Origin of the sequence: Polyangium mundeleinium, from assembly GCF_028369105.1 — a bacterium.
Classification (GTDB): Bacteria; Myxococcota_A; Polyangia; order Polyangiales; family Polyangiaceae; genus Polyangium; species Polyangium mundeleinium.
Genome location: NZ_JAQNDO010000001.1, coordinates 12,021,181 through 12,044,760, shown reverse-complemented (window position 1 = coordinate 12,044,760; position 23,580 = coordinate 12,021,181). Strand labels below are relative to the sequence as shown.

The following is a 23,580-nucleotide window of genomic DNA, read 5'->3' as shown; positions in this document are numbered from 1 at the left end:
CGAGCGGGCGGGCCCGGGAAGAGAAAGGTTGTCGTCCGGGCGAGGTCCAGGGTAAGAGCGGACGTCGTGATCAAAGCCTCCCTGGATCCCCATTTGCGCGCCCGCATCCTCACGTCCCGGCCCCTGCCCGGGGTGCGGGCGGGATCGGCGCTGGTTTGGCATGACGAGCGATTGCTCGTGATCCAGGACGACGCATTCTCCGTGGTGTGGGTCGATCCGGCGTCAGGGGCGATGTCGCGCGTGCGGCTCGAAGGGGGCGGGGAGGAGCTGCCCAAATCCAAAAAACCTGATTTCGAGGCGGCGTTCGTGGGGCCGGGGCGCGCCGTGACGGTGCTCGGGTCGGGCTCTGCGGCTGTGCGTAGGCAGAAGGCGTCGGTGGATCTCGATTCGGGCCGCGTGCAGGTCACGGATCTCGGGCCGCTCTTCGACGCCGTGGAGGCGCGGATCGGCGTCCGGCCGAACATCGAGGGCGCGGTGCTGGCGGGCGAGGTCTTGCGGCTGTTTCATCGCGGCGCGGGGCCCGGGGCGAGCGCGACCGTGGACGTTGCGGCGAGCGTGCTCCAAGGCCGCGCGGTGGAGCTCTTCGGACACGTGTTGTACGACCTCGGAGTCGCGGGCGGCGTGCCGCTGCATTTCACGGACGCGGCGGCATTCGGCGGGCGGACGTTTTACCTTGCTGTCGCCGAGGGGACGCCGAATGCGATCGACGACGGGCCGGTCGTGGGCGCCGCCGTCGGGTTCGTCGCGGGGGAGCAGGCGCGGTATGCCATGCTCGAAGAACCCTCGGGGGAAGGCTCGTGCCGCAAGGTCGAGGGGATTGCGTTCGATCCGGAGCGAAAGACGATCTGGGCCGTCACCGATCCCGATGATCCCGAGCGGCCCGCGGAGCTTTGCGTGATCGCGCTGGAAGGGTTTTTCTGAGGCGAGGCCCGCGGCTCACCACGACGACGGCCGCCTCCGCGAGGAGACGACCGGGACGAGCTCGTTCGGCGTGAAGAGATCCTTGGTGCGCCAACCTTGGAGGTCGTACTCGTCGAGGCAGCGGCCCGCGAAGGCCTTGCAGCGCTCGGAGAGGCCACTCGTGGCGGCCGCGGAGAGCACGTCGATGCGCATGTCGTCGGCGCTCTCCAGGCGGTCGCCCGAGGCGAAATGGTTGTCGATCTGGCCGCCGAGCGCGTCCCAGAGCAGCTTCGTGAGCTTGACCCGATCGAGCGCGGTGTAGCCGTTCTCGCCGCGCACGAAGCGCTCGAGGTACGCCCGCGTCTCGGGGTTCATGAAGTCGCTCGCGTTCGCGGAGAGGAAGACCTGGCCGGTGCCTACCGCCCGCTCGATGACGTCGCGCAGCCGCGGATAAGCGAGGGTCGAAAAGATGCGGAAGGACAAACCATGCTCGGGGTTCGGGAGCAAGGCGCCGTTCGCCCAGGGGGCCGGGACCCGCGCCTGCGCCTCGGTCAGGCCCCAAAACAGATTGCGGTAGGAGAGGACCTCGCCGAGCGCCGCGCGGACCTCCGGCGAGCCGCCCGTGCCTGCCGCCTCGACGGAGCGCAAAAGCAGGCCCGCGAGGAATTCGAGCTTGATGCTGAGGCGCGTGCACTCCTGGAAGCTCGCGCGCGCGGCGAAGGAGGCGCGCTGGAAGGCCGCGGTTCGCCCGCCTTCGTCGCGATACAGAAACACGTTTTCCCAGGGGACGAGGACCTCGTCGAACGAAAGGACGGCCTCGTCCTCTTCGAGGCGGCTCGTCAGCGGGTGGTCGAAGGGGCTGCCGTGGAGCTTCGTGTTCGTGGTGGCGCTCGGGCGGCATTGCAGCTTCACGCCGCGGCTGTCCATGGGCACGACGAACGAGAGGAGGATCTCCTCGTCGCGCACGATGCCCGGGTGGACGACGAAGCTGCCATGGGAGAGCGCCGCGACCGAGGGGACGGGCGTCGCGCCATTGATGACGATCCCCGCGTCGGTCTCGCGCTCGATGTAGAGCGGCGCAGGGGCCGCGGCATTCGGCGGATGCGTGCGGCGTTCGAGCATCGCGTGATGGAAAAAGAGGGCCTGCGTGCTCGCATTGCGATACCAGGTCCGCGCGTTGTCGGCGAACCGGCCATAGACCTCGGGCGCGGCGCCGAGCGTCGCAATGAGGCTCGCGCCTTCTTCCGGGCTTTGCCCCATCCAGCCGTACGTGATGCGCGCCCATTCCGCGATGGCGTCGCGCGTCGCCACGAGGTCCTCGATGCTCCGTGGGAGGCAGAAGAAGCGGTGCGTCCGGGCGCCCGAGTCGAGGGCCGTCTCGGCCGTGAGCACGCCTTGCCGCGCGGGATCGTGCAGGGCGTCGTAGAGGCGCGCGAGCATCCGCGCGGCGTTGCGGAAGATCGGGTGGTTTGGCAGGTCCGTGACGCGTTCGCCGCGGATCCAGACGTCACGCCCGTCGCGCAGGCTCTCGAGGTACTCCGCGCCGGTGAGCGGGCGGGTGCGAGGGGCCGCGGTGCCATTCGTGCGAGGGGCGCTCATGACGTCGTCTCCTGGGCAGCCCGGTAGTCTAGCCCGGTCTGCCCGTTCTACCGCAGATTTCGCCGAGAATACCCGACAGCGCCGCGAAAGGACCGCGCTTTTTTTGGCGCTCCCGGCTGTCCGGTGCAACATCGCGGGCGCCCCATGCGGAGCTCGCTCGTTCGAAAGGTCGCCCTCGCCTGCGCGCTCGCCCTCGGCGCAGGCTGCTCGCGCGAGGTCGCAGAGCTCGACGCGTCCTTCCTTCTGCCGCCCATCTCCACGGCCGAACCACGCGCCGCGCTCGCCCTCGACTGCGACGATCTGCCCAACCTGTCGCCCGAAGAAGCTGCCCGTCCGCCGCTATCGCCGCCGCGCCTCGAAAAGTCGACGCCACGGGGAAAACCGCCGGCCTGGAATGCCGTCGCGGACGTGACGCTGCCGGATCCGGTCGCGGACAAGGTCGATGCGATCGACGAGGCGTACTTCCGGCGGACGGGAAAACACGTCACGGTCACGAGCGGGACGCGGGACGCGGCGCGGCAGGCCAAGGCCATGTACAAGATGCTGCGCCTCGGCGGGGATCCGATCCGGCTCTACCGGAACAAGGAGGCCGCGCGCGAGATCACGCAGGCCTACGAGAAAGGACGCGCGGCGCGGAAGGAGCCGGACGACGTCGTCGCCGCGATGTACGAGGTGCTCAAATCGCAGATCGCCCGCGGCGTGTACATTTCGGCGCACCTCCGCGCGGGGGCCGTGGACGTGCGAAACCGCGACATGTCGTCGTCCGACAAGAAGGCGTTCGTCGCGGCCGTGAACGAGGCGAAAGGCGTGACGCTGCTCGAAGAGTCGGCGCCGCCGCACTGGCATTTGCAGATCGATTGAAGGCGCGTCAGGCGAGTGACGCTGCCCATTCCGCGATGTCTCGCCAGACGGGGAGCGAGCGCGCGTCGGTCACGAGCCCCATGTGATCCGGCGCCCGGCCTTCGTGCTCGGCGTGCGTCACGATGCGCAGCCTCTTCTCCGTGCTGCCGATGCGGGAGAAGAAACGCGTGACGGATGCGGGGTGCGCGAGGAGTTTGTCGCCCTCGCTCGCCACGGCGAGGACCGGGCAGGCGACGCGGGTGAGCGCCTCCGCATAATCGTACCGATCGTCCATGCTGCTGTAGCGATCGGAGGACCACACCTTCCAGAACTGGCGGATGTACGGCAGGGCGACGGCGTCCGAGCCGATGCGCAATGGTTTGGGGTCAAAATAGCCGACGGCCTCCGCCGCGGCGAGCCAGGTCCGGAGCGTGGCCGCCTTCGCGGCGCGCCGCGCGGCGCTCGGTTCGTCCGAAGGGAACCAGAAGTTCCCGGCGATCGAGGCGATCGCGTCGGGGGCCTTGTCCGGAAAAACGCCGGCCGACACGAGCGCCGCGTGCGCGCCGAGGCTGTGGCCGATGATGATCACGCGTTTGTCTGGGAACAGGGAGCGGGTGAGGCCGACGAGCGCGGGGACGTCGAAGAGCACGCAATCGTCGTACGTGTACCGCGCGCCTTCTCGCGCGGAGGGGCCGCTCTCGCCGTGGCCGCGGAGATCCATGGAGACGACCGCGAGCCCGGCCGCGGCGAGGGTCGCGGCGAGGCCCGCGCCGCGTGGTTTGTCCATGCTCCTGCGGCTCGCCATCATCGCGTGCAGGAGCAGCGCCACTGCGGGCCGCGTGCCTTCGGCGAGGATTTCGCCGCGCAGGTGCCAGCCGTCGTCAGTCCGGGCGGAGACGGGCCCGATTGCGATCATGGAGACGAGGCTACCACGCGCCGCATCCTTCGCTACAGTGCGCGCCATGCTGGACCAACCCCCGATCGCCCTGTTCGCCGCGCAGCCCGGCGTGACGCCGGGATGGGTGATCCGCAACCTCCCCACCTGGACTTACACGAAGTCGGTGTACGGCGTGGCGATGTGGCAGTGGGTCGCGCTGCCGCTCGCGCTCGTGCTCTCGATGCTCATCGGCGCCCTCCTGTCCGCGCTTTTCGTGCGTCTCATGTCGCCGATCGCGCGGCGCACGGCGACGAAGTGGGACGACGAGCTGCTCGTCGCGCTCCGCGGACCCGCGACGCTCTTCCTCGGGACGACGGCGTTCTGGTCCGTGGAGCCGGCGATCGCGCTGCGCCGCGCGGCGAGCGACGTGGCGGGCCGCGGCGTCGACGCGCTGCTCGTCGCGAGCCTGCTGTGGGGCCTCTTCGGCCTGCTCGACGTGCTCGCCCACCGCGTGGGGGCGCGGATCGCGAAAGCGGGCGACACGAAGGATCGCGGCGGCGCGCTCTCGCTCGTGGCGATCTCGACGAAAGCCGCGAAGGTCCTGCTCGTGGTCTTCGGGTTCATCGTGGTGCTCGGGCAGCTCGGGCTCCAGGTGACGGGGATCATCGCGGGCCTCGGGATCGGCGGTATCGCCGTCGCGCTCGCGAGCCAGAAGACGCTGGAGAATCTGTTTGGCTCGTTCACGATCGGCGTGGACCGGCCGCTGCACATCGGCGATTACGTGAAGGTCGACGATCTCGTGGGGACCGTGGAGCAGATTGGCCTGCGCTCGACGCGGATCCGGACGCTCGACCGGACGCTCGTGACGATGCCGAACGGGCGGCTGTCGGACATGCGGATCGAGAACTACAGCGCCCGTGACCGGCTGCGCCTGCACGCGAAGCTCAACCTCGTGTATTCGACGCGCCCCGCCGCCGTGCGGCGGATCGTGGAGGAGATGCGCGGTTATCTAGCCGAGCGGCCGGGCATTTACCCCGACGCGATCAACGTGAACCTCATCGGCTTCGGCGAGTCGTCGCTGACCATCGAGGTGATGGTGTGGCTCGACTCCTGCGAGTGGACCGAGTTCCTCACGTGGCGGGAGGAGATCCTGCTCGGGCTGATGGAAATCGTCGAGAAAAACGGCTCGGCGCTCGCGTTTCCGACGCAGACGGTGCACGTGGCATCGTATCCGTCCCCTCCGCAGCCGGGCCCGGCCGAAAGGAGGCCCGAGCGGTGAGGCTTTACAGCGCGACCGATCTGAAGGATACGTGACAAAAGTCCGAGACGAGGAGGGCCCCGTGGCAAGCTGGCGTGACGAGCTCATCGAGGCAGCGAAGACCAAGGCGGAGCGCGACGCCGAGGAGCAGGAACGGCATCGAAAGCGCGTCCAAGAGGCGCTCCACACGGCCGAGGCCGCGCTCTCGCTGGGCGCCGAGGCACTGCGCTTCACCCGCGACCGGCTGCGCGACAAGGGGCAGCCGCCCTCGTTCGCCGAGCAGGCGGACGACTACAAGCTGAAGCTCGGCGATTTCAGCCTGCGCGTGGAGCTCGCCCGGGACGCGGCCGTCGTGCGTGTGACGTTCGGCGACGGCAAGCCGCGCGAGTTCGACTTCGCCAAGGACCGGCACATCGCGCCCGCCGACGTCGAGGAGTACATCGGCCGCCGCGCCGTCGAGCTCGTGCGCACGGCCCAGAAGGCATCCCCCTGGTGATCGCCTGGGGCTTCGCTCGGACAAGCCGAGTTATGCCCCCGCACGTCCGTTCGTGGTAGAGGCGTGGCTGTGAAGCCGACCCTCCTACGCCTCCGTGGGCGCCTCGCGATCCACGCGTCCATCCTCGCCCTGCTCGCCGCCTGTGGCCCCGCGGCCGAGCCCGTGACCCCGCCGCCGCCCGCGCCGCCGGAGCTGCCCCAAGCGGCGGCGCCGAAGGCGGAAAACCCCATCGAAAAAGGGGATCCGCAGCGGATCGACGCGGACGTGAAGCAGCTCGCGTCGGACGAGTTCGCAGGTCGCGGGACGGGCGATACGGGCGCGCAGCAAGCCGCCGAGCACGTGGAGAAGCGCTTCCGCGAGCTCGGGCTCGAGGCGTTCGGAGACGCGGAGGGGAACAACAAGAGCTTCAAGCAGAAGTTCTCCGCGCGCGTCGGCGCGAAGGTCGAGGCGCCGACCGTCTCGCTCGCGAAGAAGGGGCAGAAGGCGGCGAAGACGCCGGCAGCGGCCGACGTGATCACGGCGGAAGGCGCGCAGACGGGCGAGGCCAAGGGCGAGGTCGTGTTCGTCGGGCACGGCGTGACGGCGCCCGCGGCGTCGTGGGACGACTACGCCGGCAAGGAGATCGCAGGGAAGGTGGCGCTGATTGTGGACGGCGCGCCGAAGCCCGAGTCCGGCGGCAAGAACGCCGAGGCGCTGCGCGACTTCAAGAGCGTGCGGTACAAGCTGCGCACGGCCCGCGAGCACAAGGCCGTCGCGGCGATCGTGGTGGCCGCAGGCGAGGAGCTTCCGGCCGCGCCGGAGAACGCGAGCGGGATGGGCATCCCCGCGGTGGTGATCAAGCGGAGCGCGGCGAAGGTGCTGTTCCCGGAGATCAAGTGGGACGACGCAGCGGTCAGCGCACCGAAGGCCGCCGTGAAGCCGAAGCCGCTCGCGGGCACGGAGCTCTCCGTGGCGACGCGGATCGAGCCGACGTTCGCGGACGCTTGGAACGTGGTCGCGCGGCTGCCGGCGCGCGCGGGTTCGAAGACGGCCGAGGAGTACGTCGTGGTCGGCGCGCACTACGATCACCTCGGGAAGGGCGGCACGTCGCACTCACGCGCGCCGGGCTCGCGCGAGATTCACCACGGCGCGGACGACAACGCCTCGGGGACGGCGCTCCTGCTCGACGTGGCTAGGCGCTTCTCGAAGCTCGCCGAGAAGCCTGCGCGGAGCATCGTGTTCATCGCGTTCGGCGCGGAGGAGCTCGGCACGCTGGGTTCGCGGCACTGGGTGGAGCACCCGCCTGTGCCGATCGGCTCGGTGACGGCGATGATCAACGCGGACATGGTCGGGCGGATGCGTGACCGGACGCTGGTCGTCGACGGCACGGGGACGGCGGCAGCGTGGCCGGAACTCGTGAACGCGGCGAACGCGGGGCTCTCGCTCACGCTGAAGCTCGGCGCCGAGGGCTTCGGCGCGAGTGATCACGCCTCGTTCACGGCGGCGCGTGTGCCCGTCGCGTTCCTGTTCACGGGCGTGCACGACGACTACCACAAGCCGAGCGACACGGCCGACAAGGTCGATGTGGGCGGCATCGACCTCGCCGCGACGCTCGCCGCGCGCCTCACGCAAGCCGTCGCGGAGCGCCCGGAGCGGCTCGCGTTCGTGGAGGCGCCGGCGGCGCACGATCCGCACAAGGGTGGCGGCGGGGGCGGCGGGCGAGCCTTCCGCGTCTCGCTCGGCTCGATCCCGGACTACGCGTGGCAGGGCAAGGGCGTGAAGCTCACGGGCGTTCGTCCAGACGCACCCGCGGCGCGCGCGGGCCTGCAGGCGGGGGACATCATCGTGAAGCTCGACAAGCACGAGATCACGAACGTGCACGACTACACCTTCGCGCTCGGCGACCTGGAGCCGGGTCGCGAGATCACGGTCGAGGTCGAGCGCGACGGCAAGCGCGTGGCGCTGAAGATCATCCCCGCCCCGGGCCGATGAGCGAACGGTACACGACGTCGTCGAGGCTGGGCCTCGGCTTCCTTTTCTGCGTCGCGCTCGCCACCTCGGCGACGGCCCCCGCGTGCTCGGGCGGCTCCACGCCAGCCGCGCCCGACGCGCCTGCGGACGCCGCGATCGAAGCCGCGGAGGCGGCTGCAGAGCTCGACGCCGCGCTCGCCGATGCAGCGCTGGATGCAGATGCAGACGCGGATGCGGATGCGGACGCCCATGCGTCTGCGGATGTGGATGCGTCTGCGGATGCGCCGCTGCCTGGGACGAGCGAGGGTTGTCCGGGCGACATGGTGCTCGTGGCCGGCGAGTATTGCCCGCTCGTGCAGCAGAGGTGCGTGGAGCACCACGACGAATTCGAGAAGGATCAGGCGAAGAAGAAAAAAGCTTCCGAGCAGGGCGAGGGCTCCGGGGCGAGCACGGTGAGCGAGCGTTGCATGCGGTACGAGGAGCCGTCGGTGTGCCTCTCGAAGAAGCGCACGCCGATGCGGTTCTGCATGGACCGTTATGAATGGCCAAACCAGAAAGGCGAGCTGCCGGCGCTCCTGGTCTCGTGGGGCGACGCGCAGAAGCTCTGCGAGGCGAAGGGAAAGCGGCTCTGCGCGGAGGCCGAGTTCAACTTCGCCTGCGAGGGCGAGGCGATGCTGCCGTACACGTACGGCTACGAGCGCGACCCCACGGCGTGCAACATCGACAAACCCTATCGAAAACGCGAAAAGAAGCTGTTCAAGTACGAACGGTGCATGAAGCGCCCGGAGTGCAAGGCCGAGCTGGAGAAGCTCGACCAGCGCTTGCCGACGGGCTCACTGCCGCGCTGCGTGTCGCCGTTCGGGGTGTACGACCTGAATGGCAACATCAACGAATGGGTGGTGCGGCCGAAGCAGAAATACCCGAACCGGAGCGGCCTGAAAGGCGGCTGGTGGGGCCCGGTGCGCGGCCGCTGCCGGCCGACGGTGGGGTTCCACAAGGAAGACGATTACGGCTACGAGGAGGGGTTCCGCTGCTGCAAGGAGGCGGAGGGGACGTGAGGGAGCGGACGGGCGTCCGTGCCCGTTCGTCGCGGCGTTCGTTCAGAAAACGTTTGTCGAAACATGCGACATCCACGCGATTGATGCGTGAAATGAAAACGCGTGTCGACACACCTCCACGTAGACGGCCCTTCTCCGTCCCCGGCACAGCCCGGCGGGCACGATCCCTCGGTTTTGACCCACTGCGTCGAGCACGCCCCCGCCTCTCGTTGGGGTTTTCCACCTGCCCTCGTCTCCGCTAGGCTGCGGGCATGGGGCTAGGACATCGTGGGCAGCACGGCTTCAGCGGCGGGCTCGGGCTCGCGGCGGTGCTCTTCTTCACGGCGTGTGGCGGTAGCCAGGCCGACGGCTCGCCCCCGACGGTCGAGGGCGGCAACGCGTACGCACCTACGGCCGGGCAAGGGACCGTCGCCGGACAGCAGGCCCCGTACGGGCCGTCGACACCTTATGGCACCGCGCCGCAAGGTCAGGTCGCGGGATACGGGCAACCACAAGCCGCGCCGACAGGCACCACGCCCCCGCCGAGCGCGCTCTCCCCCTTGTGCTCCGAGGCCACTGCGATCGTATGCGGCGGTCATCGCTGCAATGCGCAGGTCGGACGGTGCGCGATGCCCTGTGGCTCGGCGCAGGATTGCAATCCGGGGTTCTCGTGTCTGGGGGCGGGCGGGCCGACGGCGATCTGCGTGCCGGGCGGACCGTGAAGGAAGGTCAGGCCGCGCCGGGCTGAATGCCCTGCACGGCGAGCATCTTCTCGCGCTCTTTTTGCTTGTCGAGGCCGCGGTACTTCTCCTCGAGCTTGGCGACGTCGAGCTTCAGGATCCGGCCGAGGAGCATGAACATCGGGCCGAGCACCGAGCCGTGGCATTCAGCCTTCACCCGCTCGTCGTAATAGGGATACGCGGCGTGGTGGAAGCTCTTCAGGTTGTAGAACGGGATCCCCGGGTACTTGTGGTGCTCGTTGTGGTACGTGACGTTGTTCCACAAGAAATTGAGGAAATGGCTCTGCGTCCCGTACGTGCGTGAGCTGTAGGCGTCGTCGTCCGTCGCCGGCATCTCGAAATGCTCGATCATCGACGTCAGGCTGGCCAGGATCGCGCCGAAGATGAACGGCAGGCCGAAGAAGAAGAACCATACCTGAAACGGCATCTTCCACGCTGCGATCCCCACGAGCGTGAAGATGCCGATCGTCTCGAGGTGCGTCCGCACCTGGAGCGCCGGCGTGAGGCGCTTCATGTAGAACTTCAGCATCTGCCCGAGGAAATAGAACGGGTACGCGAACAGGTAGACGCAGAAGAGGAAGAGCTTCGCCAGCGTTGGATTTTTCGTGTAATCGGTGACCACGACGTTGTCGACGTCGGGGTACGTGTTCGTGATCTTGTGGTGGTGCAGGTGATAGTTCGCGTAGAGCGTCACCGGAAACCCCGAGGGCGACCAGCACAAGAGCGCGAGCAGGTACGAGATCGTCTTCGATCGCGAGAGATTTCCGTGCACGGCGTCGTGCCCCACCGCCCCGAGCCCGCGGATCAGGTTCGCGATCGTAAACGCGACCACGATGCCGATCGGGATCGCGAAACGATGATGCTGCGTCGCGTAGAGGACCCACGCGAGGCCCGCCCAGAGACCATAATGCAGCGGGATCTTGAGCAGGTAGATCGGCTTGCGCTCGTAGGCCGCGCGCAAGATCTCCCGGGGTACCGCGTCCATGCCCTGTCCGGCCATCACTCGCTCCACGTAAGAATCGTCGGGGGCGGAAGGTGGCAAAGATCGGGACAGATGACAAGCGCGGACGCTGCTAAGCCTGCGGCATGACGACGCGCATCGAGACCGACACGTTCGGACCCATCGAGGTCGAGGCCTCCCGCTACTGGGGCGCGCAGACCGAGCGCTCGCTGCACCACTTCGCGATCGGCGCCGAGCGCTTCCCGAGGCCGCTCCTCCGTGCCCTCGGCCTCGTGAAGAAGGCCGCCGCGCTCACGAACGCCGAGCTCGGGCTGCTCGGGCCGCAGGAATCGCAGCAGATCGTGGCCGCCGCCGACGAGGTGATCGCAGGCCAGCACGACGCGCATTTCCCGCTCTCGATCTGGCAGACCGGCAGCGGGACGCAGACGAACATGAACGCGAACGAGGTGATCGCGAACCGCGCCATCGAGACGAGCGGCGGCGTGCTCGGCTCGAAGAAGCCGATCCACCCGAACGATCACGTGAACCTCGGGCAGAGCTCGAACGACGTGTTTCCGACCGCGATGCACGTGGCGATCGCCTCCGAGATCACGGGCACGCTCCTGCCGAAGCTCGCCACGCTGCGCGCGACGCTCGCCCGGAAAGCCGAGGCGTGCGCGGAGGTCGTGAAGATCGGAAGGACGCACCTGCAAGACGCGACGCCGCTCACGCTCGGGCAGGAGATCTCGGGCTGGGTCGCGCAGCTCGATCAAGCCAAGGGGATGATCGAGCGGGCGCTGCCGCCGCTCTACGAGCTCGCGCTCGGCGGGACGGCGGTCGGGACGGGGCTCAACACGCATCCGGAGTTCGCCACGCGCGCGGTCGCGAAGATCGCCGCGCTCGCGGGCCTGCCGTTCGTGCCTGCGCCGAACAAGTTCCAGGCGCTCGCCGGGCACGAGGCGATCGTGTTCGCCCACGGCGCGCTGAAGACGCTCGCCGCGAGCCTGACGAAGATCGCGAACGACGTGCGGTGGTTGTCGAGCGGGCCGCGCGCAGGGCTCGGCGAGATCACGATCCCCGAGAACGAGCCGGGCAGCTCGATCATGCCGGGCAAGGTGAACCCGACGCAAAGCGAGGCCGTGATCATGGTCGCGGCCATGGTGCAAGGGAACGACGTCGCCGTGGGGATCGCCGGCGCGGGCGGAAACTTCGAGCTCAACGTGATGAAGCCACTCCTCTTGCACGTGACGCTCCAGTCGATCCGGCTGCTCGGCGACGCGATGGCCTCGTTCGAGGAGCACTGCGCGCGCGGGATCGAGCCGAACCGCGCCCGGATCACCGAGAACCTCCAGAAGAGCCTGATGCTCGTGACCGCGCTCGCGCCGCGGCTCGGCTACGACGCGGCGGCGCGTATCGCGAAGAAAGCGCACGCCGAGGGGACGACGCTGCGCCAGGCGACGCTCGCGCTCGGTCTGCTCACGGGTGAGGATTTCGACGCGATCGTGCGGCCAGAGCTCATGATCGGCCCGAACAAATCGATCTAGCCACGGCGAGCGGCCTCATGGGACGATGAGGGCATGCGCACGTTGGTCCTGGACATCGGAGGGACGGGTCTCAAGGGGAGGGTCCTCGACGTCGAGGGAAACGCGCTCACCGAGCGTGTCCGCGTCCCCACGCCCGAGCCCGCCACGCCCGAGGCGGTGCTCGCCGCGATCGCCGAGCTGATCCGCGGGCTCGGCGAGTTCGATCGGGTGTCGGTGGGATTTCCCGGCGTGGTGACGGAGGGGACGACCCGCACCGCGCCGCACCTCGACGCGGCCTGGGCCGGTTTTCCGCTCGCGAAGGAGATCGAGCAGCGCACGGGGCGGCCGGCCCGGGTGCTCAACGACGCGGGGCTGCACGGGTTCGGGGTCATCGAGGGGCGCGGGACCGAGATCCTGATCACGCTCGGCACGGGGATGGGCTTCGCGCTCTACGTGGACGGGCATTACGTGCCGAACATCGAGCTCGGGCATCACCCGTTCCGCAAGCGCCAGACGTACGAGGATCGGATCAGCAACGCGGTGCGGAAGAAGGTCGGCAAGCGCCGGTGGAACGAGCGGGTCCGGGGCGTGGTCGCGCAGATCGCCCCCATTTTCAATCACCGCAAGCTCTACCTCGGCGGCGGCAACGCGCGGCACGTGGAGGCCGAGGGGCTGCCGAGTGATGTCGTGCTCATCGACAACGTGATGGGCCTGCGCGGCGGCGTGCGGCTCTGGTCGGTCTGAAAAAAAGACCGGGCGCGCGTGGCCAGGGGGATTACCACGCGCGCCCGGCGACCCGTAGCATTGGGATCCCCTACGGGATCATCCAGGGCAGCTCGAGCTGAAAGCCCATGAGCACGCCCTGCATCCCGCGTGACTCGGCGACCACCGTCGTGGCGGTCTCGATGGGGATGAGCAGAGCCCGCATCGGTCCCACGTAAATGGTGGGCTGCTCGGGGCTCTGCGGGATGAACGTCCGCATGTCCGCGCCCCACAATTGCGAGGGGACGCTCACCTGTACAGCCGGTGTGATGGCGGGCGGCGCGCCATAACGCGTGAGATCCGCGAACGCCTCGAATGCCTCGAACGTATCGAGCAGGACGCGGCGGTAGCCATCCCCGAACGGGGTGGCGGGTGTCACCACCTGGGCGGGCTGCCAGGGCTGGCTCCCTGCCGAGAGCGGCGCCAGCGGCGCCTGTGCCCAAGCCAAAGCAGGCGTGCCGAGCGCGATTCCTATCGCGACGACCGCTCCCAGCACCTTCGTGCAAGCTCCCATCGCACGCTCCTCCATGGACGCACGCCGCGCGCGCGCCGGTGACCGTGGGAGGCGGCGAACCGCCCCCGAATCCAATGGCAAACACGAATATAGCGAGTGCCAGCGACAGTGAAAAGAGGGTCTCCTCACGCAAGCGGCATTTTCCAGCGCGCGCTCGCGTTCCGACCCGCTCGCCCGAGGAGGGGCCCGACGTGCCTACGGCCCTTCCTCGGGTGCCTGCTTGCCTCGCCCGGACATGACACGCGGCGGCAGAAATGAAGGGTGCGTGGGGTGCAGCCCGCGCGGTGGCGTCACTCCCAGGTGACGTCGACCGGCGTCATCGCGCCCGCGGGGTCGAAGCGCAGGGCATACACGCCCGTCACCGTCGAGAGGAGCAGGATCGCGAATCCCTCGCGGGAGAAGAGCCGCAGGTCGAAGAGCGTCGAGAGCTTCTGGACCTGGCCGTCCTTGTAGAGGTCGTCATAGAGGATCGCGTCGTCCACACGCTCGATCTCTTCGGCCTTGGCATAACGCATGCGCACGCCGCCACGCTCGCCGGCCGCCCACACGACGAGCAGCTTTCCGTCGACGTCGACCGCGTCGACTTTTCGCTCGCGCGGGCCAAACTCATATTGGCTCTTCAGGATCTTGTCGAACGCGACGTCGTGCACGCGGCAGCCGGCGGTCGTGCACTGGCTCTGCGCGATCTTCGTGGCCCAGCCTTTGTCCGGGCCGCCCGGATAGAGCCGCGTGACCACGGCCTCGGTGCCGTGGCAGGAGAGCACGCCGTCGCTGACCGTGGGCGACATCGGCGGGCTCCACTTGCCGCCGACGAGGAAGCTCATGAAATCGTTGTCGTAGCCCTTCACGCGGACGACCATGGCCTGCGACGACCGGCAGCCGCTGATGTGCGGGGGTTCGTCCGCGCCGCCCTCGACGAGGCCCGGCTCGGGCAGATCGCCCACGTCGGCGAACGAAGGCTCGGCCTGGCCCGCGAGGCCATACGGCGAGACGAAGAGCCGGCGCTCGTTCTGCTTGGTCACGCCGCGCAGGATGAGCTGGTCCCAGAGGATCTGCGTCGAGTAATAATAATTGCCGACCCGGAAATCAGGCTCGATCTTGGTGCGTCCGGGCGCGCCGCCGGCGGGCCTTCGCGTGAGCAGGAGGTCCTTCGTCTTCTCTTCGAACCCGAGCGCCGCGGCCGCGCCGTCCTTCTTGGCATAGCCGCCATAGCTGTACATGGCGTCGATCTTGTCGCCGCTGTCCGCGCGGAAAATGCCGGCCTGCCCGCGCTCGCCCGCGAAGACGAGCGGCGCGGAGTCGTCGTCGGCCGTGCCCCAGAGGCGCAGGCCGTGGCCCTTCGGCATCGAGCCCGGCAGCGATTTGCACGTGGCCTTCGCGTCCTTCGCGGCGAACGTGCAGAGGAACGGCGCCTTCTCCACGCCCTTCTCCTCGATGAGCAGGCGCATCACGCCCGCCGGATGCGCGTCCGTGTAGGCCGCCTTGAACGTGAACGCGGTGCGCGAGAGCGGCTCGCTGAGCTCGTCGAGGCGCGTGGCGTCGAGCGGACGCACAGGCTCGGGCGCGCGCGGGCCCTTCTCGACCACGACGCGCTGCACGCCGGCCTTCTTGGCCTGCGTGAAGGCCGCGTCGATCGCCTCGGAGACGTCGTCCATCCGTGCCGTCGGCTCGCCGAGGGATTTCGCCAGGGCTTCGGCCGCGGCGCCGAGGTCCTTGCCGCCTTCCTCGGTGCGCCCTGCGCTCTTCCACACCTCGGCGACGGCGTGGCCGAGCGGCGCGCACGCGGCTGGCCAGGGTTTGTCCACGCCCGGCGTCATCCGCTCGGCGTCCGTCATCGTCATCGCTTCGAGCTGCACGCGCCGAAAGCGCAGGCTCGCGGGCTCCTTCTCGTCGAGCTCGGCGCCGATCGCGCATGTGGCGAACGCGCTCCACGCCTCGGAGATCGCCTTCGTGTTCTGCGCGTCCTGATACCGGAGCAGCCCGAAGATGCCGCCGCCCCCGAGGACGACCGCGAGCGCCCCGAACGTGAGGAGCCGGCGCGAGCGCTTCTTGCGGTCTTCCACGAGATCGTCGATGGGCTCGGGCGGCGGCGGCTCGTGATCGGCCGCGTGCGAGGAGATGGGTTCGTTCATGATGGAGTGTTCTCCCTCCCTGGGCGGCCCGAGACATACCACGCGTTCCGATGATTCCGGAAGATTCCCCCGATGGACAGGCGTGGGTCCCTCTGGCAAGCTCGCGCGCCCATGGCCGGATCCCTCCCCATTCGCAGACCTCTCTACCCCGAAATCGAGCCCTTCCGCACCGGGCGCCTGCGCGTCTCCGACGTGCACGAGCTTCATTTCGAGGAGTCCGGCAATCCCACCGGAAAACCCGTCGTCTTCCTGCACGGCGGGCCCGGCGGCGGCAGCGACGCGAAGCAGCGGCGCTTCTTCGATCCCGCCCATTACCGCATCGTCCTCTTCGACCAGCGCGGCTGCGGCAAGAGCACGCCCCACGCGTCGCTCGAGGACAATACGACCTGGCACCTGGTCTCGGACATCGAGCGGCTGCGCGAGCACCTCGGCATCGAGCGCTGGCAGGTCTTCGGCGGCTCGTGGGGCTCGACGCTCGCGCTCGCCTATGCGGAGAAGCACCCCGAGCGCGTCACCGAGCTCGTGCTCCGGGGGATTTTCCTTCTGCGCAAGTGGGAGATCGACTGGTTTTACCAGGACACCGGCGCGGGCGCATTTTTCCCGGACGCCTGGGAGGCGTACCTCGCCGCGATCCCCGAGGCGGAGCGGGGGGATCTCGTGGCCGCGTATCATCGGCGCCTCACGAGCGACGACCCGGCCGTGCGACAAGCCGCGGCGCGCGCGTGGAGCGTGTGGGAAGGCAGCACGAGCTTCCTTTTCCAGAACCCGGATTACATCGCGCGGTGCGCGGGCGACGCATTCGCCGACGCGTTTGCTCGTATCGAGTGCCATTACTTCGTGAACCGCGGGTTCTTCGAGCACGACGGGCAGCTCCTCACGGACGTGGGCCGCATTCGCCACATCCCCACCGTCATCGTTCAGGGGCGGTACGACGTGGTTTGTCCCGCGAAGAGCGCGTGGGATCTGCACCGCGCCTTTCCCGAGGCAAACCTTCGTATCGTGCCCGACGCGGGGCACTCGGCGTTCGAGGCCGGGATCATCCACGAGCTCATCACGGCGACGGACGGTTTTCGCAGCAAGAAGTGAGCGTGCCCAGCGATTGACGGCCAGCCGTGAGCCTGGTTGGATGGAAAGGCCATGAAGCGAAAGGCCCCCCGGAGAGCGCTGGCCATGACGGTCGAGACGCTGTTCGAAGCGGCCGCGGCTTCCTCCGCCCTGGGCGAGACGACGAACGACGACGTGCTGCTCGTATCGGGGCACGTGTACGGCGTGTTCGACGGTGGGCGGAGCGGGACGATCGCGAGCGAGGTGTTCGGCGACCGGACACGCGCGCCGCTCGCCGAGCTGTGTCAGGAGGCGAATCGGCGCATCGGCGAGGCGCGGGCCGAGGGCGGGGCGCAAACGGGCAGCGCGGCGGCCGTGGTGCGGGTGGCGAAGGACGCGTTCGAGTGGGTGATGGTCGGAAGGAGCCAGGTCGTCGTGGTCCGGGCGGATGGCTCCTTCGAGCGCCTCGCGCCCGAGGACGCGCACCTGCTCTCCGGCGAGCCTTCGGCCGAGGCGTTCATGCGCGCAGGGGAGCGCAAGCTCGCGGGCGTGCGGCATCTCCTTCTGTTCACGGACGGTTTGCTCGCGTCCGACGCGGACGAGGCCATGGAGGACCTCGTCCGCCGTTTCCTCGACGGAGGCCTCGGGGCGGCGCGGCAGACGGCGAACGAGGCGGACGTCGCCGCGGTGGCGATTTCGTTTTTGCCGCCAAACCCGGTGGCGCGGAAGCGTATCTCGATGTTCCCGCGCCGGATCCTCACGGGAGGCGCGAAGCGGAGCTCGGGCGCGCCTTCGCGCAGGCGACGGGGCCGGTCGTGACCCTCCGTTTTTCCTAGGGCTTCTTGGCCAGCTTGTCGGCGAGGTCCTGCGTGAGCGCGACCATCGTCATGGTCGGGTTCCACGACCCGCTGGTCGGCCAGAGGCTGCCGCCCGTCACGTACACGTTTTCGACGCCGTTGAGCTTGTAGTTCAGGTCCACCACGCCCTCCTTGCCCTTGCCAATCCACATGGTGGAGCCCTCGTGGACGAGGCCGGGCACCCGGCGCTCCGTGAGGCTCGGCCGCTCCTTCGTCCATTCGCCTTTGTTCGGGTCGCCGTGCCAGTACTCGATTCCCTTGTCCTTTGCGGCCGGGGGACACAGCGCGCCCTCGAGGAGCTGGAACGTGCCCTCATCCATCGTGTCCCACGTCTTCCGGTCCTTGTCGTTGGCCAGCACCTGCAAGGTCACGTTCGTCGTGGGATCCGACCCGCCATTGGGACGGAAGAAGTTATGGGGGTTGTTGCTATCGAGCTCGCCCAGCACGGCGCACACGAAGACCAGGTGGTCCTGCGAGGTCGCGAGCTGCGCCTGCGACGCCGTCGCCACGACGTCCGGCATGTAGCGTGCTGCCTTTTCGGCGTATTGCTCCGGGTTCTTGTCGGAGAGCACCGAGAGCTGAACATGGTACTGCATCTTGCTCTTCGGGTTCTCTCCCGCGACGTAGATCGCCGCGAGCTCGAGATCCTCGAGTTTGTCGCCGAAGGGGTAGGCGTTCCGGGGGATACGCGCGATCACCGAGGTGATGAAGTGCGAGGTGAAGCGCGTGCCTGCCTTCTCGACCTGCGGGAACGAATTGAGCACCAGCGTCGTCGCCGGAAGCGTGCCCATGGCCAGGATCACCTTCGCATTCCCCACGTTCACGACCCCGCGGGAGGTCTCGAGCGCCGTGGCGTGGTACTCGGTTTGCTCATTCTTGATGAAATTCTGCTGGAGAATTCGCGTGACCACGCAGTCGGTCGCGATGTGCAGCGGGCTGCCTTCGCGCTTCGCGGCGAGCCTCGCCTGCCGGTCGATCAGGTTGAGCAGCGGCGCAGGCGTCGAGAATTTCGCGAAGTCGAGGCCCTCCTGCACGCCGGCCCCGACCGCCAGCGGCGCCGCCATGAAGCGCGTCAACGAGGAGACCTTGCGCCGGTTCTCCTGCAGCATCTCCTGCAGCTCTTGCTGCAGCTTGGAGTAGACCGGGCGGCTCTGGGCGACCTTCCGCCGGAGCGTGGAATCATCGAGGTTCTTGTCGATCTCGTCGGCGGGGACGACGTTGAGCAGCTTCTCGGCGTCTCCGAAGTATTCGTTCGCCGCGCGAATGACCTCTTCAGGCCAGCCCTCCATTTCCTCGTGCGTGGGTCGGGGGCACCACGCGCTCCACAGGGTGCTGCGACCGCCGAAGAAGGGCACCATTCCGTGCTGGAACTGGATGTTGCCCGCGGGCTGGTTCACTGTATTGGCGGACAGGGTCCAGGGGAAGGTCTCGGAGAGACCCCCCAGCGTGCGCTGATAGGAGATGGGCAGGTTCTGGAAGTGCTGCGGGAGGAAAAACGAGCCGCGCTCGATGATCAGGATCTTCGCGTGGGGGTTCTTGTCGAGCGTACGCTCGGCGAACGCCAGCGCGCAGAAGCCGCTGCCGATGATGATGTAATCGAACGTCTCCTCCTCGCGGGCCCGCTTCCAGCCCGTCTCGGAGAGGAAAAACACGTGATTCATCACCTGCTGCCCGGTGGGATGCTGCGGGCCGGGTGTCGGGTATCCATAATTGAAATTGGGAGATGACGAAGCAGCGCTCATGGCTTCTCCACCTTTCGTTCGAAAATAGGAAGGTCGCCCCCTGGAGCTCGGACAACGAGCCCACGCTCGGCCCCGCGACGTCACCGACGTAAGAATCGTCCGTCGGGTGCCCGGAGGGCGAGCGTATGAACCATGCAACGTCAGCCGTCTTCCCACGTCAAGGCTTTTATCGCGTCGGCTTCGCGAAATCGGCGTGATCTCCGCAGCGTGTGTCGTGGACGTTTTCACGCGCAGGCGGCGGAGCGGACCTGATTTGCTTCAACCGCAGTGGGCCCAGCGCAGTCGATAGGTTTGTCGAACCACGCCGTCCACGCTATCGACGGTGAGCAGGCCGCTCTTGCCGCGGGCGAGGCGGTCGTCGAGGAGGGCGTCGGTCTTGATGTGCAGGTTTTTCCGGCCTGTGCAGGGGACGGGGTGGTCCGGCGCGAGGACGTCGTGTTTCTCGTAGATTTCGTCCATCACGCCCTGGAACACCATCTCGAAGGCGCGCTCCTCGCGGGAGAGGCCGGGGAACGAATAGATCGAGCGGACAATGCCGGTGAGGCCCGCTTCGAGGAACGCATAGCCGCGCACGTCGCCGCCCTCGATGGCGAAGGACCAGCCAGGCGGGACCTCGAAGAGAAGGGTGAGGTTGCAGCGCTTCTTGGCGTCGTCGCGGTCCACGTTCGGCCCGATCTCGGCATAAAGCTTGGAAAAGAGGATCGTGAAGGCCGCTGCGTCCTGCGAGGCGAGGTACGCGACGGATCCTTCGGGGCAGCCGGCGCCGGCGTATTTGAGGTCGCGGAGGGCGAACGCCCCCGGTGCTTCGGCCCGCGCTTCGGCGGAGAAGGCGGCGCTCACGGCGAAGAAGGCGAAAAGCGAGCGCGCGAAATGCCTCATGGTCGTGGCCTCCCGGGGAGGCTCCATGAGACGGCCCCGCCGGCTCGGCAAGCGAGCCTCCCCCCAGCCGCTTTCCCGCCGGGAAAGAGGTGAAACGAGGGAATGTGGGGGGAGGGAAGGGAGGGGAGCGGGACGGGCGGAGGCGATTACTTCATCAGGCTGACGAGCGTCGCGGCCATATCGGCCGGGGTCGGAGCGACCTTCACGCCGGCGTCTTCGAGCGCCTCGATCTTCTCGGCTGCCGTGCCCTTGCCGCCCGAGATGATGGCGCCCGCGTGGCCCATGCGCTTGCCAGGGGGCGCGGCGCGGCCCGCGATGAGCGCCGCCACGGGCTTCTTCATGTTCGCCTTGATCCACGCCGCGGCTTTCTGCTCCGCGCCGCCGCCGATCTCGCCGATCATGATCACGCCGTGCGTGTCCGGGTCCTCATTGAAGAGCTCGAGCACGTCGATGAAGTCCATGCCCGCGACCGGGTCGCCGCCGATGCCCACGCACGACGACTGGCCAATGCCCAGCGCCGTGAGCTGACCGACGGCCTCGTACGTGAGCGTGCCCGACTTCGACAGAACGCCGATATGGCCCTTCTTGTGGATATGCCCCGGCATGATGCCGATCTTGCATTCCTCGGGCGTGATGATGCCGGGGCAATTCGGCCCGATGAGGCGCGTCGGCTTGCCTTCCAGGTACCGGCGCACCTTCACCATGTCGAGCACCGGAATGCCCTCCGTGATGCAGATGACGAGCCGACAGCCGGCGTCCGCGGCCTCGACGATCGCGTCGGCCGCGCCCACGGGCGGGACGAAGATACAGGAGACGTCAGCGCCCTCTTTCTTCACGGCGTCTTCCACCGTGTCGAACATCGGGACCTTGTCCTCGAATCGCTGGCCGCCGCGGCCGGGCGTGACGCCGGCGACGACCTTCGTGCCGTACGCGAGGCAGGCGCGGGCGTGCTGCGAGCCGTACTCCCCGGTGATGCCCTGGATGACGACCCGCGTGTCCTTGTTGACGAGAATGCTCATCGCAACTGGTTCCTTTTCGTGACGAAAATCATCCCCGGCATCAGGCCGCGGCGCCCGGTTTCACCGCGGCGACGATCTTTTGCGCGCCGTCGCCCATGGAGGAAGCGCTCTCGATTTTCAGGCCGCTTTCGTCGAGGATCTTGCGACCCGCCTCGACGTTCGTGCCTTCGAGCCGCACCACGAGCGGCACCGACAAACCGAGCTCCTTCGTCGCCGCGACGATACCCGCCGCGACCACGTCGCAGCGCATGATGCCGCCGAAGATGTTGACGAAGACGCCCTTCACCTTGTCGGAGCGAAGGATCATCTGGAACGCCTTCTTCACCTGCTCCTGCGTGGCGCCGCCGCCGACGTCGAGGAAGTTCGCGGGCTTGCCGCCGTAGTGCAGGATGATGTCCATCGTGCCCATCGCGAGGCCCGCGCCGTTCACGAGACAGCCGATGTCGCCGTCGAGCGAGACGTACGAGATACCGACCTTCTTCGCCTCGAGCTCGACCGGATCTTCCTCATCCGCGTCGCGCAGATCCGCCCACTCGGGGTGGCGGACCTCGGCGTTGTCGTCGAACGTCACCTTGCCGTCGAGCGCGACGATGTCGCCCTTCTTCGTCACGATGAGCGGATTGATCTCGATGAGCGAGGCGTCCTCGGCGAGGAAGCACTTGTAGAGGCTGTCGACGAGCTTCGTGAACTGCCGCATCTGCTCCTTCGCCCCGAGCCCGAGCGCGAACGCGAGCTTGCGGGCCTGGTAGGGGGCGAGGCCGATCACGGGGTCGACGTGCAGCGTGTGGATCTTCTCGGGCGTGTCGTGGGCGACCTGCTCGATGTCCATGCCGCCCTCCCGCGAGGCCATCACGGCGATGCGGCGGCGATCACGGTCGAGCGTGAGCGCGAGGTAGATCTCGCGGTCGATGTCGAGGCCCTGCTCGATGTAGAGCCTGCGGACCTTCTGCCCGGCGGGGCCCGTCTGCACCGTGACGAGCTGCATGCCGAGGATTTTCTCGGCGAGCTCGCGCGCCTCGGCGACGCCGCCCTTTGCGACCTTCACTCCGCCGCCTTTGCCGCGGCCGCCCGCGTGGATCTGGGCTTTCACGACGACCACCGGGATCCCGGTCGCCTCGATCAGGCGCTTCGCCGCGGCCTCCGCCTCCGCCACGGAGAAGGCAGGCTCACCCTTCGGCACGGGGATCCCGTAGCGTGCGAAGATTTGCTTGGCTTGATACTCGTGGATTTTCATGCGAGGGCGGGCAAGGTATCACACGCATGAGTCCAGCATGGGATCGAATTTGAAAAGGTTGACCGTGGCCGCCGTGATGTCCCTCACGGCATCGAGCTGCGGCGGTCCAACGGAGTTACCAAAAGGGGCGAACACGACGGGCGTGCCTGGCCCAACGTCGAGCGCGCCCCCGGCGGAGCTCGTTCCCACGGCGAAAACGGCCGCTCCTTCCGCGAGCACGAGCGCGGAGCTGATGTCCGCGGCGCCGGCGAGCGAGGCGAAAGCGAAGTCGCCTTGCCCGGACGACATGGCCTTCGTCGACACGACGTATTGCCCCGACGTCGAGCTCGAGTGCCTGAAAAAAGAGCACAACAAGCCGAACAAGATCATCATCTGCCACGAGTTCGCCGAGCAGGCGCAGAAGTGCAAGACGGAGCTCCGGCGCCAGCGATACTGCATCGACAAATACGAGTATCCGAACAAAGCGGGCGCGCATCCGCCGGTCATGGTCGACTGGTACGACTCGCTTCAGATGTGCCAGGAGCAGGGAAAACGCCTCTGCTGGGAGAGCGAGTGGGTCGCGGCCTGTGAAGGGCCGAAAAAGACGCCATTCCCTTATGGGTACAAGCGCGACCCGAAAACCTGCAACATCGACAACCCCTGGTACCAGCCCGTCCTCAAGAACATTTATTCGCGTGAGGCCTGGCTCCAGGATCAAGAGCTTTTTCGGCTCGACCAGAGCGTGTCGAGCGGCGAGATGCCCGGCTGCGCGAGCGGGTTCGACGTCCACGATCAAACCGGAAACGTGGATGAGTGGGTCAACGCGGAGAAGAACTACGAAAAGTCGAAGTGGGCCGGGCTGAAAGGCGGCGCCTGGGGCCACGTGCGGAACGCCTGCCGGCCCATGACCGTGAGCCACGAGCCGGAGTTCACCTATTACTTCGTCTCCTTCCGCTGCTGCGCCGACGCCACGCCCGACCCCGCCGCCGAGGCCGATCCGACACTCTGGCGCCCGCCCCCGCAGCCCACGCCGAAGAAACACGGCGCGTACTCCAAGGGGTGGACGCCGAAGACGCGCGCCCCCCACCAGCCGTCGCCCCCGAAGCCGTGACCGGGCCCCACGTCGGCCGGGGGGGCTTGGGGGACCGAGAGGTTTTTCCCCGGCGCGAGCAAGATCCCGGACTTCTCGCCCCTTCCATCCGCGCCCGAACCCGCCGTATCGTGCGGTCGAAACTCCCCCTCCGGCGGAGGCTCCCCC

Annotated in this window: 21 protein-coding genes; 12 read left to right on the top strand and 9 right to left on the bottom strand. The window is 68.1% G+C overall.

Features of this window, described 5'->3' with window-relative positions; all coding sequences use genetic code 11:
* Positions 1-66 precede the first annotated feature (66 nt).
* Positions 67-921, top strand: a complete 855-nt coding sequence (locus POL67_RS47640; RefSeq protein ID WP_271928548.1) for a DUF6929 family protein — start codon at positions 67-69, stop codon at positions 919-921.
* A 15-nt stretch (positions 922-936) separates the two neighbouring features.
* On the opposite strand, the gene POL67_RS47635 is transcribed toward POL67_RS47640, so the two are convergent.
* A complete protein-coding gene (locus POL67_RS47635) occupies positions 937-2,499 on the bottom strand; it encodes a 4-hydroxyphenylacetate 3-hydroxylase N-terminal domain-containing protein (RefSeq protein WP_271928545.1) in 1,563 nt (520 codons plus the stop codon).
* A gap of 144 nt (positions 2,500-2,643) precedes the next feature.
* Between POL67_RS47635 and POL67_RS47630 the strand changes: the two genes are divergently transcribed.
* Positions 2,644-3,360, top strand: coding sequence for a hypothetical protein (locus tag POL67_RS47630; protein ID WP_271928544.1), 717 nt, complete (start codon positions 2,644-2,646; stop codon positions 3,358-3,360).
* Between the two features lie 7 nt (positions 3,361-3,367).
* Here POL67_RS47630 and POL67_RS47625 read toward each other — a convergent pair whose 3' ends face one another.
* Positions 3,368-4,255, bottom strand: coding sequence for an alpha/beta fold hydrolase (locus POL67_RS47625; RefSeq protein ID WP_271928542.1), 888 nt, complete (start codon positions 4,253-4,255; stop codon positions 3,368-3,370).
* Positions 4,256-4,301: 46 nt separating this feature from the next.
* Here POL67_RS47625 and POL67_RS47620 point away from each other — a divergent pair, with 46 nt between their 5' ends.
* From POL67_RS47620 to POL67_RS47600, 5 genes are all read left to right on the top strand, one after another.
* Positions 4,302-5,495, top strand: coding sequence for a mechanosensitive ion channel family protein (locus POL67_RS47620; RefSeq protein WP_271928539.1), 1,194 nt, complete (start codon positions 4,302-4,304; stop codon positions 5,493-5,495).
* A 61-nt stretch (positions 5,496-5,556) separates the two neighbouring features.
* Complete coding sequence (locus POL67_RS47615) at positions 5,557-5,970, top strand: hypothetical protein (RefSeq protein ID WP_271928538.1); 414 nt, start codon at positions 5,557-5,559, stop codon at positions 5,968-5,970.
* Positions 5,971-6,039: 69 nt separating this feature from the next.
* Entirely contained in the window at positions 6,040-7,941 is a 1,902-nt protein-coding gene (locus POL67_RS47610; RefSeq protein WP_271928536.1) for a M20/M25/M40 family metallo-hydrolase, read from the top strand.
* Positions 7,938-8,978 carry a formylglycine-generating enzyme family protein gene (locus POL67_RS47605; RefSeq protein WP_271928535.1) on the top strand — a complete coding sequence of 347 codons (1,041 nt, stop codon included), beginning with the start codon at positions 7,938-7,940 and terminating at the stop codon, positions 8,976-8,978. The genes POL67_RS47610 and POL67_RS47605 overlap by 4 nt, the downstream gene beginning before the upstream one ends.
* A 251-nt stretch (positions 8,979-9,229) precedes the next feature.
* Positions 9,230-9,679, top strand: coding sequence for a hypothetical protein (locus POL67_RS47600; RefSeq protein ID WP_271928531.1), 450 nt, complete (start codon positions 9,230-9,232; stop codon positions 9,677-9,679).
* Between the two features lie 7 nt (positions 9,680-9,686).
* Here POL67_RS47600 and POL67_RS47595 read toward each other — a convergent pair whose 3' ends face one another.
* Positions 9,687-10,697, bottom strand: coding sequence for a fatty acid desaturase family protein (locus POL67_RS47595; RefSeq protein WP_271928529.1), 1,011 nt, complete (start codon positions 10,695-10,697; stop codon positions 9,687-9,689).
* Between the two features lie 86 nt (positions 10,698-10,783).
* Between POL67_RS47595 and fumC the strand changes: the two genes are divergently transcribed.
* Both fumC and POL67_RS47585 read left to right on the top strand, forming a co-directional pair.
* Positions 10,784-12,181: a class II fumarate hydratase gene (fumC, locus tag POL67_RS47590; protein ID WP_271928527.1), complete on the top strand. Its 1,398-nt coding sequence runs from the start codon at positions 10,784-10,786 to the stop codon at positions 12,179-12,181.
* Between the two features lie 33 nt (positions 12,182-12,214).
* Positions 12,215-12,904: an ROK family protein gene (locus POL67_RS47585; RefSeq protein ID WP_271928524.1), complete on the top strand. Its 690-nt coding sequence runs from the start codon at positions 12,215-12,217 to the stop codon at positions 12,902-12,904.
* A gap of 70 nt (positions 12,905-12,974) precedes the next feature.
* On the opposite strand, the gene POL67_RS47580 is transcribed toward POL67_RS47585, so the two are convergent.
* Together POL67_RS47580 and POL67_RS47575 are read right to left on the bottom strand one after the other, a co-directional pair.
* Positions 12,975-13,436, bottom strand: a complete 462-nt coding sequence (locus tag POL67_RS47580) for a hypothetical protein (protein ID WP_271928522.1) — start codon at positions 13,434-13,436, stop codon at positions 12,975-12,977.
* 290 nt (positions 13,437-13,726) lie between these two features.
* Entirely contained in the window at positions 13,727-15,568 is a 1,842-nt protein-coding gene (locus POL67_RS47575) for a hypothetical protein (protein WP_271928520.1), read from the bottom strand.
* Positions 15,569-15,679: 111 nt separating this feature from the next.
* On the opposite strand from POL67_RS47575, the gene pip reads away from it, so the two are divergent.
* Together pip and POL67_RS47565 are read left to right on the top strand one after the other, a co-directional pair.
* A complete protein-coding gene (gene pip / locus POL67_RS47570; protein ID WP_271928517.1) occupies positions 15,680-16,654 on the top strand; it encodes a prolyl aminopeptidase in 975 nt (324 codons plus the stop codon).
* A gap of 51 nt (positions 16,655-16,705) precedes the next feature.
* A complete protein-coding gene (locus tag POL67_RS47565; protein WP_271928515.1) occupies positions 16,706-17,431 on the top strand; it encodes a protein phosphatase 2C domain-containing protein in 726 nt (241 codons plus the stop codon).
* 13 nt (positions 17,432-17,444) lie between these two features.
* Here POL67_RS47565 and POL67_RS47560 read toward each other — a convergent pair whose 3' ends face one another.
* The 4 genes from POL67_RS47560 to sucC all read right to left on the bottom strand — a co-directional run bounded on the left by POL67_RS47560 (position 17,445) and on the right by sucC (position 22,343).
* Positions 17,445-19,211 (bottom strand): GMC oxidoreductase, encoded by a 1,767-nt coding sequence (locus tag POL67_RS47560; RefSeq protein WP_271928513.1) that lies wholly within the window; start codon positions 19,209-19,211, stop codon positions 17,445-17,447.
* A 258-nt stretch (positions 19,212-19,469) separates the two neighbouring features.
* Positions 19,470-20,090 (bottom strand): DUF4360 domain-containing protein, encoded by a 621-nt coding sequence (locus POL67_RS47555; RefSeq protein ID WP_271928510.1) that lies wholly within the window; start codon positions 20,088-20,090, stop codon positions 19,470-19,472.
* Between the two features lie 146 nt (positions 20,091-20,236).
* Positions 20,237-21,109, bottom strand: coding sequence for a succinate--CoA ligase subunit alpha (gene sucD / locus POL67_RS47550; RefSeq protein ID WP_271928508.1), 873 nt, complete (start codon positions 21,107-21,109; stop codon positions 20,237-20,239).
* Positions 21,110-21,149: 40 nt separating this feature from the next.
* On the bottom strand, positions 21,150-22,343 hold the full coding sequence (sucC, locus tag POL67_RS47545) for an ADP-forming succinate--CoA ligase subunit beta (RefSeq protein WP_271928506.1): 1,194 nt from the start codon (positions 22,341-22,343) through the stop codon (positions 21,150-21,152).
* A gap of 64 nt (positions 22,344-22,407) precedes the next feature.
* On the opposite strand from sucC, the gene POL67_RS47540 reads away from it, so the two are divergent.
* Positions 22,408-23,433 (top strand): formylglycine-generating enzyme family protein, encoded by a 1,026-nt coding sequence (locus POL67_RS47540; protein WP_271928504.1) that lies wholly within the window; start codon positions 22,408-22,410, stop codon positions 23,431-23,433.
* The last annotated feature ends 147 nt before the right edge of the window (positions 23,434-23,580 follow it).